Raw genomic sequence first — 19136 nt, forward strand, 5'->3', positions numbered from 1 at the left:
ACGTACTTTTAAGCTGCCCGATCTTAGGCCGAATTGCTTGCCTGCTTCGCACTGGAAGCTGCTGGAAGCGGTTTAATCCGAGGGAAATCATAACCATTTACCTTGGATGTCATATATCCCGCCCCGACCAGCGCTTCGGCAACCTTGACGGCTGCCGTGACGCCGTCAATGACGGGAATACCGGTCGCAGCGCTGAGCCGGTCACACAACAGAGACATACCGGCACAGCCAAGAACGATCGCTTCTGCGCGGTCTTCCTGCTTCGCCTTGTCGATCTCCATCACAAGCAGACGCTCTGCCTCGACCGGGTCTTCATCCAGTCCCAGCACCGGCAGATTGATGGCGCGCACATTGCGGCAATGGTGATTCGCTCCGTAGGCGCTTACGAGATCTTCGATGATCGGGATGGAACGAGGCAATGTGGTGATTACCGTGAAACGCCGGCTGATCGTCATCGCAATCTGTATGGCCGCCTGGCAGATACCGATAACAGGCCCGCTCGCAATCTCACGCGCCGCATGCAAACCGGGATCATCAAAGCAGGCAATGACATAGGCATCCACGCCCTGTGCCTGCCCTTTTCGTATTTCGGAAAGCATTGACGGAACAGCCATAGCCTCATCGGCCCCACCTTCAATGCTCACCGGGGTATCCAGAGGATTAACCGCTGTAATGTGCGTTGTCGGGTAGGCAACTCGGATTGCGCTTTCCAGAACCTGGGAAGTCATGGACGCGGTGGAATTTGGATTGATGAGAAGAATATGCACGGTCGAGTTCCTTCAGCGCCACTCAGTCGCGGCGGGATTTGATAAAATCGGCAATTGGCGGAGGCGCCAGAACGAACTGTCGATCGGAGGTGATGTAATTATCGGCGTGGAGACGGGCGATGGGTTGATAAACGTCCGGATTGACGTAGCGCCCCTCCGCATCGAGGCAATCACGGCGCACATGCATGTGGACGACTTCGCCAAGGACAAGCACCCGCTTCGGAAATTCGATCAGGCGCTCGACACGGCATTCCAGGGCGCAGGGAGCCGTGGCGGCATAGGTGGCATCGATCTGGTTGCATGCGGCAGCCTCCAGACCGGCCATTTCCAGCTCGTCCACCTCACTGTCGAAACCCAACCCGCAAATAAGCATCTGCTGCGCCATACTCATGTCGACCATGTTGACGGCAAACTCACCCGTGCGGCGGATATTGGCGATCGTGTCTTTCTCTTCCCCGGACGGCCGTGGCTGTACGCCGAGGATCAGAATCGGCGGATCATGCGAGAACACATTGAAGAAGCTCATGGGAGCCGCATTGCTACGACCGGCGCTTGATCTGGTGGTTACCAAGGCGATCGGCCGCGGGCCGATAAAATTCGTCAGCAGACGATATCGGCTCTCCGGCTCAAGCTCTGTAAAATCAAACTGCATTCCGACTCTCCCGTTTCGCTATATATAGTATACAATTAATAGAATTATTGTCTACAATAATGCAGACAAAACGAGTTGACATTTTCCGTTTGATCGCGATTGTCTGTCATGATCGGGAGACATGTAGATGACTGAACAAGCAGGGGCTTCAACACAGCAGATTGTTGAACGGGTATGGCTTTCTATTGCCGAGCGCAAGCTTCGACCCGGCGTGCAACTCAAGGAAGGGCAACTGGCAGCGATCTTCGACGTCAGCCGCGCCCGCATCCGCCAGGCACTGGCTGCACTTGAACGGGATGGACTTGTCACAATCATCCCGAACCGCGGCGCATTTGTCTGCCAGCCTTCGGTGGACGAAGCCCGGGATGTCTTTTTTGTGCGCCGTGCGGTCGAACGCTGCATTGTTGAGCGGCTTTGCAAATCAATCTCCAAGGTCAATGTCACGCGGCTGCGAACCCATGTTTCCAAGGAACGAACTGCCAATGCGCAGGATAGCACAACCGATATCATCAAGTTGTCAGGCGGCTTCCATCTCTTGCTTGCAGAGGTCGCGAATTCGGACTTTCTTTTCGCCACGATGCGCGATCTGATCGCAAGAAGTTCCCTCATCACGGCGGTCTACCGCAACACCAACCGCTTCAATTGCGGGCCGGACGAGCACGCCGAAATCGTCGACGCAATCGCAAACGGCGATCTTTCCAAAGCAACAGGGCTCATGGAACACCACCTTGAGCATGTGGAGTCTGAGCTCGATCTGAGCGAAATCCGTGATCTTCCGCACGATCTGCGCTCGGCGCTCGCCTGAACCGCTGACCATCACCGTGCCGCATGTGCAGCCTGTTCTTCGACCAGGTGGCATGCCACACGCGTGCCGCCCGAAAGGGTGCGGACCTCGGGCACCTCGGCCGAGCAACGCCCGATTGCAACCGGGCAGCGCGGGTGGAAAGTACAACCGGATGGCGGTTTGAGCGGGCTCGGCACCTCACCGCCGCCAACGACCCGGTCCCTGTTCGGCTGCTGCACGTTGGGGATCGTCTGCAGCAGAAGCCGCGTATAGGGATGACGTGGATTGGCAAACAGCTCTTCCGTATCCCCTTCTTCAACGATGCGCCCGAGATACATGACCGCAATGCGATCCGACATGTGCCTGACAACACTCATGTCATGGCTGATGAAGAGATAGGTAAGGCCGAGTTCGTCCTGCAGTTTGCGCATGAGATTGAGAACCTGCGCCTGCACCGACACATCGAGCGCAGATGTCGGCTCATCGCACACGAGGAATTCAGGTTCGCTGGCGAGCGCCCGTGCGATTGAGATGCGCTGGCGCTGGCCGCCCGAAAACTCATGGGGATATTTTTCGCCATCCGAAGCCGACAACCCGACGGTTTCGAGCAGTTCCTCAACGCGTTCGGTAATTTCAACCGAGGTTTTGAGCAGTTTCATCTCGCGCAACGGCTCGGCAACAATGTTCTTCACACGCCAGCGGGGATTGAGGGAGGCATAGGGGTCCTGAAAGATCATCTGCACCGAAAGCGGTGCCCCGTTGCGCCCCAGCGCGAAGCGAAGTTGACCGCTGCTGGGCTTGTGCAGTCCGGTTACAAGACGCGCAACCGTTGATTTGCCGCAGCCGCTTTCTCCGACGATGCTCAGGCATCCACCGGCGGGTACGGTAAAGCTGATATCATTGACGGCCTGCAGAAGCTGCCGCGGTTTGCGCTCGATAACCCGGCTCAGCCATGGTGCCGAGAGATCGAATGTCTTGACAAGACGTTCGGCTGTAAAAGCTGGCTTTTTTTGTCCGGTCCCGGTCATGCGGTTCCTCCCGCGTTGAGCCAGCAGGCGCTTGCGCCATCGCCCGCCGGCCTGAGTTCAGGTTGCTCTCGAATGCAGCGCGGCCCGACCGATTTGCAGCGCGGATTGAAGGCGCACCCATCTGGAATCGCGTCGAGCCGGGGCATGGATCCGTCGATCTGGTTAAGCCGCTCCACACGGGCAGCAAGTGCCGGAATGGAGGCCATGAGACCACGGGTGTAGGGATGTGACGACGCGTGCAGAACCTGCTTGACCGGGCCAACCTCGATGAGCCGGCCGGCATACATGACCGCCACCCTGTCGGCTGCTTCTGCAATGACACCCATGTCATGGGTGACCAGCATGACGGCCGTGCGCTTCTCCTTGCACAGCCTGCGCAGCAGCGAAATGATCTGCGCCTGAATGGACACGTCCAGCGCCGTGGTCGGTTCGTCGGCGATCACCAGCTTGGGCGCCGCCGCGAGTGCCAGGGCTATGACCACTCTCTGCCGCATTCCACCGGAAAACTGGTGCGGGTAGTGGTTGACCCGTTCGTCCGGGGAAGGAATGCCGACCTCTCCAAGCAATTCGATCGCCCGAGCCTTCGCCTGCGATTTGCTCATGTTGAGATGCTGGCGGATCGTCTCGCCCAGCTGGGCCCCGACGCTAAACAGCGGATTGAGCGAGGTCAGCGGATCCTGGAAGATCGCGCCAATTTTACGGCCGCGGATTTTTTCCATTTCATAGTCATCAAGCGTGTCGATCCGTCGTTTTTCCAGCCAGATTTCGCCGCCGCTGATATGGCCGGGGCGCTCAAGCAGCCCCTGGATGGCCAGGCCGGTCATCGACTTTCCAGCGCCGGATTCACCGACCACACCGAGAATCTCGCCCGCTCGGATGCCGAGGCTCACATCCGAAAGCGCGGCCACCGTCCCGTGGCGGCCGGGAAATTCCACCGTGAGATTGCGAACCTCAAGGATGGGTTGATCTATTGTTTCACCCATGTGCGCTGCTCTCTATTGGATAACTTGGAGGGAATATTTCTGCGACCGGCGGATGCGCCCAGCTTCGCTCGGGATATTTGGCAACAAGTCCATCGAACTGTTGCTGAACCCGGTCCCGCGCGGACCTCATATTGACGCCAGCAACCTCACCAAACAACATGGAGGGACGCCCGTCGACAAAGGTCGCCCGCGTTACCCTGCCCGAACCGCCTGCAACAAGGGTTGTTATCGGATCGATCGACGGCGCCATTATCACATCATCAAGGCCGAACACCGCAATGTCAGCGCGTGCCCCCGATGAAAGGTGGCCAAGGTCAGTCCTACCAAGCGCTCTCGCGCCGCCAAGCGTTGCAGCATCAAAAAGATCGGCACAGCGTATCCGATCGGGTGCGCCGTCATTGATGCGTGAGGTCATTAGACCAACAAGCAGGTTCATCAGCATGTCAGCCGGCGCCGTATCGGTGCCCATTGCAATGTTGATCCCACGGGTTCTGCATGCGGAAAACGAATTCAGCGTGTTACCGCCACGGGCAGACACAAGCGGGCAATGCACGATCGACACGCCGTTTGCTGCGTAGAGCCTGAGATCTTCGTCAGTTGCGTTGGTTGCATGGGGTGCAATCAGCCGCTCACTCAAGAGTCCGTTGGTCGCGAGCCAGACGGGCGCTGTCGAACCGTGCAGCGCACGGACCGTTTCAACCTCCATGATGCCTTGCGCCATGTGCAGACGGATCTTGCAACCAAGCGCGCGCGCTGCGGCATTGGTGCGCTGAAGCAATCCGATTGTACAAGTCTCGACACGGTCCGGAGCAAGCATACCTCGCACAAGATCTCCGTGGCGTCCGCTCTGCCTCTCAATGAAGCCTACGGCATCTTCCAAGCCACGCAAGCCGCGTTGTTCGTCAAAGACCGGAAGGATTTGACCCGGTTTCTCAAGGACCATGCCGCCCGACCGGTAGGCGGGACTGAGATAGACCCGCAAACCGAGTTCTCCCGCCGCATCCGCCGCGGCGTCGAACTCTGCAATAGTCTCACCCCACTCGCGATAGAACAGTGAAGCGATCGGCGCCGCGGTGGTTATGCCATTTAGCAAAAGTTGACCAAAGGCAAACCGCTTCTGGAGAGCGAGTTCTTCTGGCATATACATTTCATAGGGACCAGCGTCGACATAGGAGCGCGGCCACACGCGCCCCTTGGACCAACCTGGATGCGTGTCGATGCCCAGAATTGTGGTGTCGAGATCAGAGAGCGCATCAAGATCAATGAAGCCTGGACTGATCAATGATTTCCCGAAATCGACACGGCGTGCAACCTCTCCCGGAAAGTGCTGCCCGACGAACAGAATTTCTCCGTTGTCGAATACAACCTCTCCCCTGGGAACAAGACGATGAGACCCGTCATGATGACCCAGCACCCAATCGGCAGTCAGCAGCGTCCGCCCCTCGGGTTTGCGGCCAAGCTTCAACGTTTCAAATCCGGGCTTGATCATGGCATGTCCATAACGGCTTGGCCTTGCCGGGCGGTGACACGTCCACCCTTGATAACCAGTGGACGCGGAGCAACGTCAACAACTGCGTGGGCCAGAGTTTCGCCTGTCAGAAGTGTCAGGTCAGCCGTGCATCCCGTTTGCAGGCCATATCCTTCAATCTGCATCACGTCAGCACCGCCCTGCGAGACGATATGAAGAACATGTTCAAGTTCGCGGTCTTTCCGCAGGCCATTCTTCAAGCCGATAATCTTGGCGCGGTCGAGCATATCAGGCTGACCCCACGGCCCCCAGGTATCGCGAATACCATCACAGCCGCCACCCACCCGTATGCCCGCCTCTTTCAGTCTCATGACCGATGGAACAGTGGCAGACGGAGCCCCCGTGGTAAGGATCGCCACGTCAAGCGCTGCGAGTTCATCGATCAGCTTTCCAACCCGCAGATAGTCGTTCATTCCAAGCGCGAACGCATGGCTTATGGCGACCTTACCTCGCATGCCGTTTGCACGGATACGCTCAAAAATGAGTTCCATGGTGAATGCGCCGAGATCACCAATTTCGTGCAGATGGATATCTATGGGCCGTTGATGTTTGACGGCAAGCGCAAATATCGTGTCGAGCTGGCCCTTCGGGTCGCGATCTATACCGCAGGGATCGATGCCTCCCAGCACCTCACAACCTTGCCGGAGAGCCTCGTCCAGCAGTTCGGCGGTACCCGGCATGACCACGACACCGGATTGGGGGAAGGCTACGATTTCGATGTCGATGATACCGCGCAGTTTCTCACGGGTTTCCCAGATGCCTTCCACGATGGATAGGCCGTGGGTCGGGTCAATGTCAACATGGCTGCGGATATGGGTTGCACCATGCGCCGCCAGCCCGATCGCGTGGCGCATGGACTGCCGGTGCGGATCAATGCCGATCGCACTGCGGTTCTCACGTTCGAAATCAATGCGCTCACGCAGCACTGCCGCCCGGTTGTTCTCGTGCCACGGCATACCCCATGTCGTCTTGTCGAGATGTGTATGAGCGTCGATAAGACCCGGAATGACAATGGAGTTGCCTCCGTCCTCGACCGGCATGCCAGGCTCCGGCGCAAATTGACCGAAAGCAGCAATCTTCCCATCCTTGATGAGGATATCACAGCTGTCGCCAGCCATGGGCCGTACGTTACGGAGCAATAGATTGGTCATGTGTCGTCTACCTCAATTTCGGGTTTAGGGCGTCGCGCAGCCAGTCGCCGAGCAGGTTCACCGCAACAACAAGAAGGCAAAGCTGGAGCACGGGAAACAGCACGATCCACCACGAGCCGGAAAACAGGAACTGGTTGCCGATGCGGATCAAGGTTCCGAGCGACGGCTGGCTGGGTGGCATGCCTATGCCGAGGAAAGACAGCGTCGCCTCGGTCAGAATAGCCATGCCGAAGTTCAGTGTCGCCGCCACCAGGACCGGTGTGAGCGTGTTTGGCAGGATGTGGTTGGCCATGATCCGGTGGGCCGGCACTCTGATGAGCCTGGCTGCGTGCACATAGTCCTTGCCGCACTCCACGATCGTCTGGGCACGGACCGTGCGTGCATACTGAACCCATGCGGACAGTGCGATTGCAAACACCAGCACGGCCGACGCACCCATTTCCCGGAGTTCTGCGGGAAGCATTTGCCGAACGACCGTCGAAACCAGGATGGCCACGAGAATGGTGGGGATCGACAAGGTGACATCGCCGATACGCATCAGAAGATTGTCGACAAAGCCGCCGAAATAGCCCGCCACCAGACCGGCACTCATGCCGATCAGCAGGGACAGGGCAACCGACGCTATGCCGATGAAAATGGAAATACGTGTCCCGTAAAGGATAGCCGAGAGCATATCGCGGCCCTGCGTGTCGGTTCCGAGCAAATAGGGCCATTCACCGCCCTGCTCCCAGATGGGCGGCAGCTCCGCTTTCCACATGTCCAGCTGTGCCCCGTCATAGGGGTTTTGCGCCGCGATCAACGGCGCAAACACTGCCGAGAGGATCAGAATTGCCAGAATGACGGCGCCTGCTATTGCCACCTTGCTGTGGGTGAACGACCACCAGAGGTCGCTGTTGCGTATACGCCTGAGAAGCGGCGCTCGCGCAGGCCTTGGTACTTTCGGTGTCTTCGATACATCTGTTGCCATCGGACAGGTCCCTAACTCCGGGGCTAGCGTGTGCTGCGCAAACGCGGATCGATGACCGCATAGGCGATATCCACGAGCATGTTCAGAACAACGAAAATGAAGGAGATGATGCACAGATATGCCGCCATCACGGGGATATCGATGAATGTCACCGCCTGGATGAACAGCATACCCATGCCCGGCCACTGAAAGACGGTTTCCGTGATAAGCGCGAAGGCGATCAATGAGCCGACATTCATCGCCGTCATAGTGACAACAGGCATGAGGCAGTTTCTCAGGGCATGGCGGAAATAGATGCGCCCGCGGGGAATACCCCTCGCCCGCGCGAATTTAATGTAATCGGACCGGAGCACTTCCAGCATCTCTGCCCGCACCAGCCGCATGATCAGCGTGATCTGGTAAAGCGATAGCGCGATCGATGGAAGAATGAGAGCAGCCCGTCCCGACGATGTCAGCAACCCCGTTGACCACCAGCCAAGTTTGACGACGTCGCCTCGTCCGAATGCCGGCAGCCACCCCATGCTGACCGAGAACACCAGGATCAGCAGAATACCGACGACGAAGCTGGGCAAGGACACGCCGACAATGGAGAGGAACTGGAGGCCCTCCGTATACCACTTGCCGCGCTTGATTGCCGTCAGAACGCCTAGAGGAATGCCGAACACCAGTGAAATGAGCGTTGCCACCAGCACCAGTTCCAGGGTTGCGGGAAACCGGTCGGCGATGAGCGTCAGCACATCCTGGCCATTGCGATAGGAGATACCAAAATTGCCCTCAGCCGCATGGACAACAAAGCGGATGTACTGGGTGGGCAGGTCGTCGTTGAGACCCAGACGTTCCCGCAGATTGTCGCGATCCGCCTGCGTCATCTGTTCATTCGCCATAAGCTCAACCGGGTCGCCGGCAAGCCGGAAAATCAGGAAGGCGAGCATGGCGACTGCGAGCATCACCAGGATTGCGTTTGCCAAGCGCCTCACAATAAAAACCAGCATCTGTCGCCTCCCTTAATTCTGTCTGCCTTGAACCCGTCGCGGCAAACCGCCACTTCTACTTGGCAAAATGCGTCAACCAGTGACGGGGTTTGTTGTCGGGCAGTTGAACGATATGGTCGATCTTGTCCGTCATCACCCAAGCCATGGGCTGCTGGTGCAAGGGAAGCATGATGATCTCATCCTTGACCATCTGCAGGGCCTTGGTCTGCAGCGCCAGCCGCTTGCTCCTGTCCATCTCCGTCGAGGCCTGTATGACCAGCTTGTCGATTTCAGGATAGCTCCAGCCTCCCCAGTTGAAGACACCGGCTTTGTCCGTCTTCGTCTGAATCATCTGAAGCAGGATGGAATAGCTGTCGAGCATCGGCTCGTTCGCCCAACCGATGAGATAGACATCAGCCTTGCCATTGGTGCGTTTGGGCGTTTGAGCAGCCACCGGTGCAATATCGAGCTGCGGTTTGAAGCCGGCACGGCTCAGCATGTTGACTATACCCTGGCAGAGCTCTTCTTCGTTGACATAAGCGTCTGTCGTGCACACGAGCGTGAAAGCGAAATCTTTTGCTCCAGCCTCTGCCAACAGTTTCTTGGAGAGTTCAGGATCGTAGGACACCGGCTTGTCGAGCGCCTCGATGTAACCCGGAATTTCGGGGGCAATGATCGCACCCGCCGTGCGCGATTTACCGCGCATGATGCGTTTCTGGATCAATTGCGGGTCGAGTGCATGGGCGAATGCCTGCCGCACACGTAGATCGTTGAACTTGTTGTCATCACCGTTGGTGAGCTTCGGCTTGCGATTGAACCCCATCATGACCGTCCTCAGATCAGTCCGCTCCATGACCTTGAGTTCAGGCTGGGCCGAGAGGCGGGGCAGGTCCTGGGAGGGGGCGTTATCGGTGAAGTTGATCTCGCCTGACAGGAGAGCCGCAACACGGGTGGCTGCCGATGTTATCGGCGTGAATTCAATACGATCGACATTGGTTTCGGACTTGTCCCACCAATTCGGATTCTTGACGAGAACCGTCTTGCTGTCCGGTACCCGGCTTTCAATAACGAAAGGGCCGGTGCCATTGGCATGATAAGTCGCATAGCCCTCAAGCTTTGCGCCGACGTCGGTCGGCTTCAGCGAATTGTTGTCGGCGAGCCAAGCCGCATTGAAGATGTGAATGTTGGTCAAATCGTTGAGCAGAAGCGGATACGGCCCCGTCAGCTCGATGTCGATGGTATAGTCATCAACCTTTTTTGCCGATTTGTAGGCGGGCAGATTTCCACGCAGGGGCGAGGTCTTGTCGCTGACGCGGGTGAGCGAGGCCAAGACGTCATCGGCGGTAAAACCCGCACTGTTGTGGAACTTCACTCCCTTGCGCAGATGAAACCGCCAGACCGTGTCCGACACTGTCTCCCACGATGTGGCAAGGGCCGGTTCAATCTTCAGCTTGGCGTCATATCGAACCAGGCCTTCATAGACGTGGTTCAGGAAAGCAAGCGTATAGCTGTCCCCATAAGAATAAGGATCGAGCGAATATATATCATGGGGCGCACCCCATTTGAGTGTTGCGGCTTGGGCCGGAAAAATCAGGCTCATCGCCACCGTGGCCGCGAGACCAAGTTGCTTCAACATTATGGTATGCTCCGCTTCTGGACGTTTGCCGCCTCCTTGAACGGAGGTCTTGCTTTGGTTATCAGACAGCGCCAAAGGCGCTGCAGATCAGTCAGTTATGCGTGTCAGCCAATGCCTTGGTTTGTTGTCAGCTCTGATCACGACATTTTCAATCTTGCTGGTCATGGCCCAGGCCATCGGCTGCTGATGCAACGGGATCATGATCGTTTGATCCTTAGCGAATTTCAGCGCTGCAGTTTCAATCGCCAGACGTTTGTCACGATCCTGTTCCAGGGCAGCATCTTTGACCATCTTGTCGAGTTCGGGATAAGACCAGCCGCCATAGTTCGCAACACCGTCTGCACCATGACGGGTGGAAAGCACCTGAACCAGAATCGAATAGGCATCAAGCGTGGGCTCGTTAGCCCAGCCAACCATATACACATCAGATTTGCCGCTTGAGCGTTTTGGTGTCTGCACGGCACGCGGGCCGATGTCGAGGGTTGGCTTGAAGCCGGCACGCGTCAGCATGTTGACCACACCAGAGCAAACGTCCTCCTCGTTTACGCTTTCATCGTTCATGCAAAGATAGGTAAAGGCGAGACCACTCTGCCCTGCTTCAGCCAGGAGCTTGCGCGACAATTGCGGATCATAGGTCGCAGGCTTGTCCAGATCGGCGCTATAACCCGGTATTTCCGGAGCAACCAAAACACCGGCGGGATGTGCCAGTCCGCGCATGACCTTCTTGTTGATCAGATCCCGGTCAATTGCATGGTCGAACGCCTGTCGCACCCGCAAATCGTTGAATGGATTGTCACGTCCATCCGCAAGTTTTTCCCGACGATTGAATGCAATGGAAATCGTTCGCAAATCCGAGCGTTTATCGACCTTGACACCCGGCGTAGATTCGAGGCGGCTGATGTCCTGAATAGGGGCCGCGTCAACCAGATCAACCTCTCCTGACAATAGAGCAGCTACCCGCGTTGCCGCGGATGTAATCGGCGTAAACTCAATGCGATCGATATTATGCTTCTTTTCATCCCACCAACCGCCGTTCACAACGAGAATGGTTTTGCTGTCCGGAACACGGCTCTCAAGCTTAAAGGGCCCGGTACCGTTCGCGTGGTAGGTTGCATAGCCCTCGACCTGCGCGCCAACGTCGGTCGGCTTTTCACTCTTATTGTCGATGAGCCATTGAGCATTAAACATGAAGATATTCGTCAGGTCGTTGAGGAAGAGCGGCGATGGCGCCGAGACCTCGATATCGACCGTATAATTATCGACCTTCTTCGATCCAACATAGAGAGGGATATTGCCCCTGAGCGGTGAGCCCGGATCACTTACACGCTTGAGCGATGCAATGACGTCATCAGCAGTGAAATCCGCACCATTGTGGAACTTCACACCTTGGCGGAGTTTAAAACGCCAATACTTATTATCGATCAGCTGCCATTCAGTGGCCAGTGCCGGAACGACCTTAAACTCAGGCGTGTAACGCACCAGCCCTTCGTAGATATGATTCAAGAACGCCAGATTGGATGTCGAACCGTAGGAATAGGGATCGAGAGAGAATATGTCCCGCTGCCCGGCCCACTTCAGTGTCGCGGCCTCCGCTGCCGTTCCAAACAATAGCAACGATGTCATTGCCACCAAGACGGATTTTCGCAGTCGCGTCATCGGTATTTCCTCCTCCCGTGAGCGCTGTCGCTAAGCATGCCCGCGACTTTTATTTCCTCCCATAGGCCACAAGGATTCTGCTTTGTCAACTATATTGTCGACAATTTTCTTCATTATTGGCACCAATAAAGTATACGGTGTTGATTTCCACTGATGGGTTGGATGCCCCTCCTACCGGCATCGCAGTGCGCCATACGGTGATGCTTTACGTCACCAACAAAGGAGAAGGCATCCAACCCATCAGTGGAAATCAACAAGTATGCATCTTGGCTTTCCCCCACCTTCCGGTTTCACTTTTAATGTCAGTTTCCAGCATTGCGCTTGCCAAAGCTACACATATATCATAGTCTGACTACGCAGAAGGAGCTACACATAATGGTGTTAAATATTCGCAACTCTCAGGCAGACACACTAGCACGAAAGCTCGCTGATATAGATGGCAGTAGCATCACCGATGCGGTGATTGTTGCATTGAAAGAAACGATCCAGGCACGCCGACGGAAAGAAGCTCCGAGCGAAACTGCGCGTCGCATTCTCGAAAAGCGCGGTCTGGCTTTTGCAATGGGGCGCGAGCCTGTCCCAACGGACGCCTATCACGATCTCGACCACGATCTAGCAGGTGACGAATAATGTTCGTCGATGCCTGTGCGATCGTCTCTATAATGGCTGGAGAAACTACGGCGGCAGAGTACGAAGATGCATTACTTGAAGCCACCAATCCGATAACGTCATCCCTCGCGGCCTGGGAGGCGATCATCGTCCTCTCTCGACCGGACCAGCTCAATTGCCGCTATAGTGAAGCGGAAGGTGCTGTGATTGAATGGTTGGATGCAAGAAGTATTCAGCTTCGCGATGCGCCCTCTCCGCGGCGAGTATTGTCCTATGCAGTCGCAGTCGCTGAAAAGCACGGAATTGGAAAGCGCGCTTTAAGTAATTTCGATTGCTTTCACTATGCCTATGCAAAGGCCATGCGCCAACCCCTGCTTACACTTGATCGTTTGTTACAAGAGACGGACGTTGAAACTTATCCCTCGTCTGTACAAAATCGGAAGTGATGTAAAAATGTTCGGTTTGACTTGCCGATCGTTGCCTCGCAGCACGGCATTCCCATCAAAGATTTGAATCGACGGAGTTGTACAGATTCAAATTTGTCATTGGACGATTGCTTCTGAAATCAGGATCCTTGAGGGCATGTCTGACAGCCCACAATCATTCCATGTCACGCATTGTGATCCCGATCGCAACATGGCGCGATATTATAGCCTGACCATGCAGCCAACCCTTTTTGGTGAGATATCGCTCGTGCGCAATTGGGGGAGAATTGGCACAAGAGGACAACAGAAGGTCGACACGTTTTCCAACTCTTCCGCATTACAGAAAGCCTTTGAAAAGCTAACACACCAGAAATGCCATAAAGGCTATAAGTAAGCTTCCTTTGTAAATGCGGCTAAGAGGCTATCTTGGATAATTTGGATTAGAGACAAAAAATCCGTAATTGTTAATTTGTCCATTCAAAACCATTACCTTGCAATGATCACCTTGAAGGGAATTGCACTGAGTCTGCGCAATCGGTGTTATGCTGGCTTATGCCTGCTGATCTTTGAGTTACAGATCAGTCGCAAGCAAGACAAACTGACCTTGCTCTGGAGGACACATTCTCGCCAGTTCTTAAATGGTCCGATGATTAGAAACATTTCTTAACATTAAAAAACCCAAATAATCCTTGCGTTGCCCATAAGAGATTGATCACGACGGGAGCCATTGCGCGCTCTGGATGAGAGAGTCTCGAAATATGCTATGATTTTTTTGCAGATTCAGTCTTTGGAAAGTTGGGAGAATATTTTGTCACAGCAGGCATCGCTACCGGGTTCTGCAGCACGGATTCTGGTTGTTGAAGACGACCCGGAAATTGCAAACATGCTGGTGACTTTGCTGTCAGGCGCAGGTTTTGACGCAACATTTGTTATCTCTGGCTGGGAATTGGATCAACAACTGAGCGAAACGAGCTTCGATCTTATCATTCTCGACGCAATGCTCCCCGGCGAAGATGGTTTTAGCATCTGCAAACGGCTCCGTGCGTCCATGACAATTCCCATCCTGATGCTGACTGCTCTTGGCGAAGATATCGATCGCATTCTTGGGATTGAGTTGGGCGCCGACGATTATGTCACCAAGCCGTTCAATTCGAGGGAATTGTTTGCCCGCGTGAAAGGCCTATTGCGAAGGGCAGATTACGGAAAGCATTCACCTGATGAAACGGTAACGCTGGTTTTTTCCGGCTGGCGTATCGACCTTGCCAAGCGGCAAGTCCGCGACCCGGAAGGTGTTGAGGTTTCCATGACAACTGCCGAACTGGATATTCTGATCGCCTTTTGCAACAACCCCGGCAAAGTCATGACGCGCAAGCAAATTCTTGCGCTCACGCATGCGGGTTCGGCTGGTCCGGTACACCGGAGCATCGATGTGCATATCAGTCGCGTCCGCCAAAAGATTGAGCCGGGTCAGGAGCCGTCTTTCATCAAGACTGTGCGTCTTGGCGGCTACATATTTACCCCTAAAGTCGAGAAACTATCGTGTTGAACGCGTTGTTTTCATCATCAATGACGAAGCAAATTTTTCTGCTATCATCCGTACCCATCCTTGTTCTGGCTGCTTTTCTTGCCTTTATGCAGTCAGTGATCGACGTCAGGCACACCCACCGGGAATGGGCCAATTTCAACGCAGGTCGACTGTTGATGGTGGTGGATCAAATTCGCAATGCTTCCGGCAGCTCGGAACAGGCGCTCATCCTCAATGCCGCATCTCAAGCCGGATTTTCTGTAAAGCTGGACAATCTGAATTCAGTAACCAGCGCGACAGAACGCGTGGGCTCTGCTCGAACCAGTCTCGTTGCTGCTTTGACTGACATGACGGATGACACGAAGGTTCTGGCGGTACAAGTAAACCAGAATAGTGTTCTGACCTTCAGTCTCAGGGTTCCGCAGAACCTTCCAACTTTGAGTCAAGACTTCCTATTCGACCTCTCACAGTTTTTGGCTTTGGCACTGCCTGTCCTTGCACTGTCCCTCTATCTTAGTCACCGGATAACGCGACCACTCACGCGTTTTACGGAAATGGCGCAGCGTGTTAGCCTTCAGGACAGTGACAAGGAGGCGTTCTCATCAGGAAACGTCTCGGAAATAAGAAGCCTGAGCGAGTCCCTCAATGCAATGAGAATAAGGATCAGAGGCATGGTTGATCGCCGCGCCAATATGCTGCGTGCCCTCGGACACGATTTAAGGACACCGCTCACCCGTTTGCGCATGCGGGCGGAATGTTGCACCGATCCAGAGCTTCAGCGCCAGATGCTGCGTGATATTGCAATGCTCTCCAACATGATCAGCGACGCAATGGTGTATTTGAAGAACATGAGTTCAAACGCCGACGTTTCGCGCAAGGCCGACCTTACCAGCCTGCTTCAGACGCTGGTGACAGACTTTTCGGATACGGGTGTGCCAGTAACATTCAGCGGGCCACCGCGACTACCACTCACATGCAAGCCTCGTCTGCTTGCGCGCGCGGTAACCAATCTTCTCGATAACGCGTCACGTTATGGCAAGCATGTAGAAGTCGTCCTGCAGCAGGGAAAAACGGCGGACGAGGTCTTGATTGATGTCTGCGATGATGGACCGGGATTGTCCGATGAGCTGAAGAAGAAGGTGTTCGAACCATTCTTTAAAGCTGATATAGCTCGTCCCGCTCTAACGCGTGGCGGCTTTGGGCTCGGCCTGCCAATAGCGCACGGGATTGCAAAACACCACGGCGGAAGTCTGAGCCTTCTCGACCGTGAACCGCATGGCCTTATCGCCCGTCTGACAATCCGGTCGATTGAAGAGACACCCGACGACCAACGGGAAGCGGTCATTGATACTTAAAGAGCCGTGCCATCTTTTCGCACCAGTCTCGCAATGAATCTTAACATTTAAAAACACCAGGCAACGCGGTTTCGTGAATAAACAAAGCACGATCACAGCAAAGTCGTGTCCGTTTGCAATAACCTCGGCCAGGAGTTTCCCCACGATGTATTTTTTCCTTCGATACCCGCCATCAAGCCTGCCTAAATCGCCGATAAATCGGTTCCATGTAAGGGTGAAGGGGATTGGTAAAACACGGATATCGCTGCAAAGGTATAATCTGGCTTGTCTGGCCCTGCCTGTTGTCCTTGTAGTTGGCGGTTGTACATCCGTACCTCTAAAGGAAGCCGGAACACTGACATCCTACGACCGCCTTGGCACAGCGAAGGGCAAGTTTACAAAATCGCGTTCGTTCATAGACGGAGCAAGTCTTGCAGGCATGAAAACAGTCAAGATCGTACCTACCGCCTATGCTTTCGGGGCATCATCGCGGGTTAGCCGAGCTGAAGATCGCGCGTTGGTTGCAAATGCGCTGGACCGGGCTGTTTGTGTTGCATTGAGTGACAAATACCAAGTGGTTGGATTAAACCAACCTGCAGACTTGACCGTTCGAACGGTGGTTACAGACATCGTTCCAACAAACAAAACGATAGCGGGGGTATCGACCGCCGTTTCACTCGGCAGCAGTGCTGTTTTACCAATCGGTGTTCCCCGACTTCCGGCCGGGCTTGGCGGTCTTGCCGTTGAAGCGGAGGCTATTGATCATAATGGTACACAGCGCGCTGCAGTTGTATGGTCCAAGGGCGCGAACTCGATTACCAACAGTGCCCGAGTTTCAGACGTGGGTGACGCCTATAGTCTTGCTTCCAACTTTGGAAACTACTTTTCCCGGATGATTGTCACAGGCAAGGAACCATCGGGTGTGCAGTTCGCACTGCCTTCTGGGCAGAAGATGAATTCGATGTTTGGCGGCAAGCCGAAATATGCGGCTTGCGAGATGTTCGGTCGGGCCCCCGGTTTGATGGGTGCGGTTGGTTCCAAGCTCGGTGCTCCACCATCTTGGACTGACAAGTCCGGCAAAACGCAAGGCAGCTTGGCCCCGCAACAATGATTAAGCTGCTCTTATCTGCGCAGATTGCCGCAAACATTCAAACTATGGAACTCACACGTGCCTCTGCATCGCAACATCACCCCTTTTAATCAACGTCTTCGATTACGCGTTATGCAATTGACCTGCATCGCTCTCATTCCCTTATTCATTGGTACCTATCCAATTTGGGTTGAGGGGTCAGTTGTAAGAGAAGTTTTGAAACTTGCCGGACTGATGCTGCTCTTGGGATGCGTTTTTGGACGTCTGTGGTCAATTCTTTATGCAGGTGGAAACAAGAATATCGTTCTTGTCACCTCTGGCCCGTACTCGATAACCAGAAATCCCCTTTATCTCTTTTCAGTTCTAGGAGCGGCGGCGATTGGATTGTTGTTTGGCAGCTTGATACTCGCCACTATTTTAGGTGTTGCGACTTGCGCAATTCTCTACCGAACGGCTCAACGCGAAGCGGAGTTTCTTCAATCCAAATTCGGGTCAATGTACGATGAATACGCCCGTCGCGTTCCGTTTTTTTTGCCCAATTTCAGTCTTTATGTTGATAGCGGCATTGCTCGGTTTCATCCAAAAGCACTCGGTGCCACCTTTAGGGACAGCATTTTTTTCATGAGTGTCATACCTCTGGTAGAACTGACTGAATATCTGCGAAGTCAGAACTTGATGCCGGATACTTATCCTATTTTTTGAGCATCTGTCTGGCATCAAGAAAACGCCGGGACAGCGTTTGTGCAAATTACCAAGGCAGTAGAATGCTAACAATTAATCTTCCGCCACGGCGAACCAATGACGTGCCCGCTGGATAGGCGGTTATCATGAATGTTATCAACCACGATGAGATTAAAGTTGAATATCTGGAACAGTTCCTGGAGCAGCAAACGGCTATGCTGCCCACGCTAGAGCAGGTTCCGGCTCGACTTCGATCGTCAGTGTTTCGATTGCGCAGGATCGAAGCATCGTGGGAAAATTGTCTAACATTTATATCGAGTGACGATTTCGATGCGCAAACACTTACAGCGTACCTTCAACTTCCTGAAGTGCAGTCCCTACTCTCAGGTGTCACCATCGACGATCGAAAAGAGGCTCTTCCACTACGTCAATTCCTGATCAACAACAGTGATTTCGACGATGATGCCTATCGAGTGTATCTTGGCGCGTTGCAAAAGGAGTTTATACAGTTTCCTGAGAATTTGGGCTCGGACAAATTGCGTATACTCGTTGAAGCGGCGGCGATCACTTTCTCCGAAAAGGCATTTTCGTTTTTGGCAGGAAACGAGGCGCCGCAGGTTCGGTTCTTAGCTAAGAATATTGACGAATATCTCGCTAGTGAAGACAAATTCTCCGTAAACGACGACTTTCGTGAGAAGCTACTAGCGTCAAACATCGAAGATGATCGGAAGCTCAAAATCATTGAAAAGATGGACCTGACTGTGCTGGCACGCATATCACATCGCACCTCCATCGTCGGTAGGGTATTCCATCGCTCCAACGCGGATGTGAGTCATCTGACGCCAGAAGCCGCTCACGCGGTGATTATATACGTTGAACCAGTCGCCGTTCAAATCTCATTGTTTAATAAGTGTCAGAATCTGATGTCAGACGAGCAAGTCAAAGCGGTGATTCACCAGTTACCGAAGCCATTTTCTGATATCGAACCAGGATGGCGGCAGCCAACCATAGCCAACACTTCAGAAAATCGGGAATTTGTGGACTGGTTGGAATCGCGCTCGATAATTTCGTCTTCGAAGTTGACCTTCTTTGAGAGCGAAATCCGCATCTTCAATTTTAGAAAATGGTAACATGACTGCTACAGTTCGCGCTGAAGCTTGGTTCGGCATGGGATATTGACCGCCGTTGGTGGGCTAGCCGGCGTCTGCTCATGCACCAAGCGTTTGGCCTCATTATAGATTTCCGAGATTGTTGGCATACGCTCGGTCAGGCAAAAGGGGCGCAGATTGATCTTTTTGGTAGAGATCACTCGTCAGGCGTTGTAGCTGAGCCCATATTCAAGTTTTAAC

At 54.3% G+C, this 19136-nt stretch carries 19 protein-coding genes; 9 read left to right on the forward strand and 10 right to left on the reverse strand.

The genetic code is table 11. The features are described from left to right. Positions 1 to 23: 23 nt before the first annotated feature. Positions 24 to 767, reverse strand: coding sequence for an aspartate/glutamate racemase family protein (locus BLU05_RS16780; RefSeq protein ID WP_091882184.1), 744 nt, complete (start codon positions 765 to 767; stop codon positions 24 to 26). Between the two features lie 22 nt (positions 768 to 789). After that, positions 790 to 1419 carry a flavin reductase family protein gene (locus tag BLU05_RS16785; protein ID WP_091882185.1) on the reverse strand — a complete coding sequence of 210 codons (630 nt, stop codon included), beginning with the start codon at positions 1417 to 1419 and terminating at the stop codon, positions 790 to 792. A gap of 127 nt (positions 1420 to 1546) precedes the next feature. Between BLU05_RS16785 and BLU05_RS16790 the strand changes: the two genes are divergently transcribed. Continuing rightward, a complete protein-coding gene (locus BLU05_RS16790; RefSeq protein WP_091882187.1) occupies positions 1547 to 2224 on the forward strand; it encodes a GntR family transcriptional regulator in 678 nt (225 codons plus the stop codon). Positions 2225 to 2235: 11 nt separating this feature from the next. Here BLU05_RS16790 and BLU05_RS16795 read toward each other — a convergent pair whose 3' ends face one another. The 8 genes from BLU05_RS16795 to BLU05_RS16830 all read right to left on the reverse strand — a co-directional run bounded on the left by BLU05_RS16795 (position 2236) and on the right by BLU05_RS16830 (position 12123). Then, the gene (locus tag BLU05_RS16795; protein WP_091882191.1) at positions 2236 to 3231 is read right to left on the reverse strand and encodes an ABC transporter ATP-binding protein; all 996 of its coding nucleotides are present in this window, start codon (positions 3229 to 3231) and stop codon (positions 2236 to 2238) included. Then, positions 3228 to 4214, reverse strand: a complete 987-nt coding sequence (locus BLU05_RS16800; protein ID WP_091882193.1) for an ABC transporter ATP-binding protein — start codon at positions 4212 to 4214, stop codon at positions 3228 to 3230. Before BLU05_RS16800 ends, BLU05_RS16795 begins: the two co-directional genes overlap by 4 nt. After that, positions 4207 to 5700, reverse strand: coding sequence for an amidohydrolase family protein (locus BLU05_RS16805; protein ID WP_091882366.1), 1494 nt, complete (start codon positions 5698 to 5700; stop codon positions 4207 to 4209). Before BLU05_RS16805 ends, BLU05_RS16800 begins: the two co-directional genes overlap by 8 nt. After that, on the reverse strand, positions 5700 to 6893 hold the full coding sequence (locus BLU05_RS16810) for an amidohydrolase family protein (protein WP_091882196.1): 1194 nt from the start codon (positions 6891 to 6893) through the stop codon (positions 5700 to 5702). The genes BLU05_RS16805 and BLU05_RS16810 overlap by 1 nt, the downstream gene beginning before the upstream one ends. A 7-nt stretch (positions 6894 to 6900) precedes the next feature. Then, positions 6901 to 7860: an ABC transporter permease gene (locus tag BLU05_RS16815; RefSeq protein WP_091882200.1), complete on the reverse strand. Its 960-nt coding sequence runs from the start codon at positions 7858 to 7860 to the stop codon at positions 6901 to 6903. A gap of 23 nt (positions 7861 to 7883) precedes the next feature. Next, complete coding sequence (locus tag BLU05_RS16820; protein WP_091882203.1) at positions 7884 to 8852, reverse strand: ABC transporter permease; 969 nt, start codon at positions 8850 to 8852, stop codon at positions 7884 to 7886. Between the two features lie 55 nt (positions 8853 to 8907). Continuing rightward, a complete protein-coding gene (locus BLU05_RS16825) occupies positions 8908 to 10467 on the reverse strand; it encodes an ABC transporter substrate-binding protein (RefSeq protein WP_091882206.1) in 1560 nt (519 codons plus the stop codon). An 87-nt stretch (positions 10468 to 10554) separates the two neighbouring features. Continuing rightward, positions 10555 to 12123, reverse strand: a complete 1569-nt coding sequence (locus BLU05_RS16830; protein ID WP_091882208.1) for an ABC transporter substrate-binding protein — start codon at positions 12121 to 12123, stop codon at positions 10555 to 10557. Between the two features lie 375 nt (positions 12124 to 12498). On the opposite strand from BLU05_RS16830, the gene BLU05_RS16835 reads away from it, so the two are divergent. The 8 genes from BLU05_RS16835 to BLU05_RS16870 all read left to right on the forward strand — a co-directional run bounded on the left by BLU05_RS16835 (position 12499) and on the right by BLU05_RS16870 (position 18917). After that, a complete protein-coding gene (locus BLU05_RS16835; protein ID WP_091882211.1) occupies positions 12499 to 12753 on the forward strand; it encodes a type II toxin-antitoxin system VapB family antitoxin in 255 nt (84 codons plus the stop codon). Beyond that, a complete protein-coding gene (locus BLU05_RS16840) occupies positions 12753 to 13178 on the forward strand; it encodes a type II toxin-antitoxin system VapC family toxin (RefSeq protein WP_091882214.1) in 426 nt (141 codons plus the stop codon). The genes BLU05_RS16835 and BLU05_RS16840 overlap by 1 nt, the downstream gene beginning before the upstream one ends. Positions 13179 to 13314: 136 nt before the next feature. Beyond that, positions 13315 to 13551, forward strand: coding sequence for a WGR domain-containing protein (locus BLU05_RS16845; RefSeq protein ID WP_091882217.1), 237 nt, complete (start codon positions 13315 to 13317; stop codon positions 13549 to 13551). Positions 13552 to 13965: 414 nt separating this feature from the next. Beyond that, the gene (locus BLU05_RS16850) at positions 13966 to 14703 is read left to right on the forward strand and encodes a response regulator transcription factor (RefSeq protein WP_244518395.1); all 738 of its coding nucleotides are present in this window, start codon (positions 13966 to 13968) and stop codon (positions 14701 to 14703) included. Positions 14704 to 14723: 20 nt separating this feature from the next. After that, positions 14724 to 16037 (forward strand): HAMP domain-containing sensor histidine kinase, encoded by a 1314-nt coding sequence (locus BLU05_RS16855; protein WP_091882222.1) that lies wholly within the window; start codon positions 14724 to 14726, stop codon positions 16035 to 16037. 145 nt (positions 16038 to 16182) lie between these two features. After that, entirely contained in the window at positions 16183 to 17127 is a 945-nt protein-coding gene (locus BLU05_RS16860; RefSeq protein ID WP_091882225.1) for a DUF3313 domain-containing protein, read from the forward strand. Positions 17128 to 17184: 57 nt separating this feature from the next. Further along, positions 17185 to 17808 carry a methyltransferase family protein gene (locus BLU05_RS16865; protein ID WP_139210483.1) on the forward strand — a complete coding sequence of 208 codons (624 nt, stop codon included), beginning with the start codon at positions 17185 to 17187 and terminating at the stop codon, positions 17806 to 17808. Positions 17809 to 17933: 125 nt separating this feature from the next. After that, complete coding sequence (locus BLU05_RS16870) at positions 17934 to 18917, forward strand: hypothetical protein (protein WP_091882231.1); 984 nt, start codon at positions 17934 to 17936, stop codon at positions 18915 to 18917. Positions 18918 to 19136 lie beyond the last annotated feature (219 nt).

The organism is Phyllobacterium sp. OV277 (assembly GCF_900104355.1).
Lineage (GTDB): Bacteria > Pseudomonadota > Alphaproteobacteria > Rhizobiales > Rhizobiaceae > Phyllobacterium.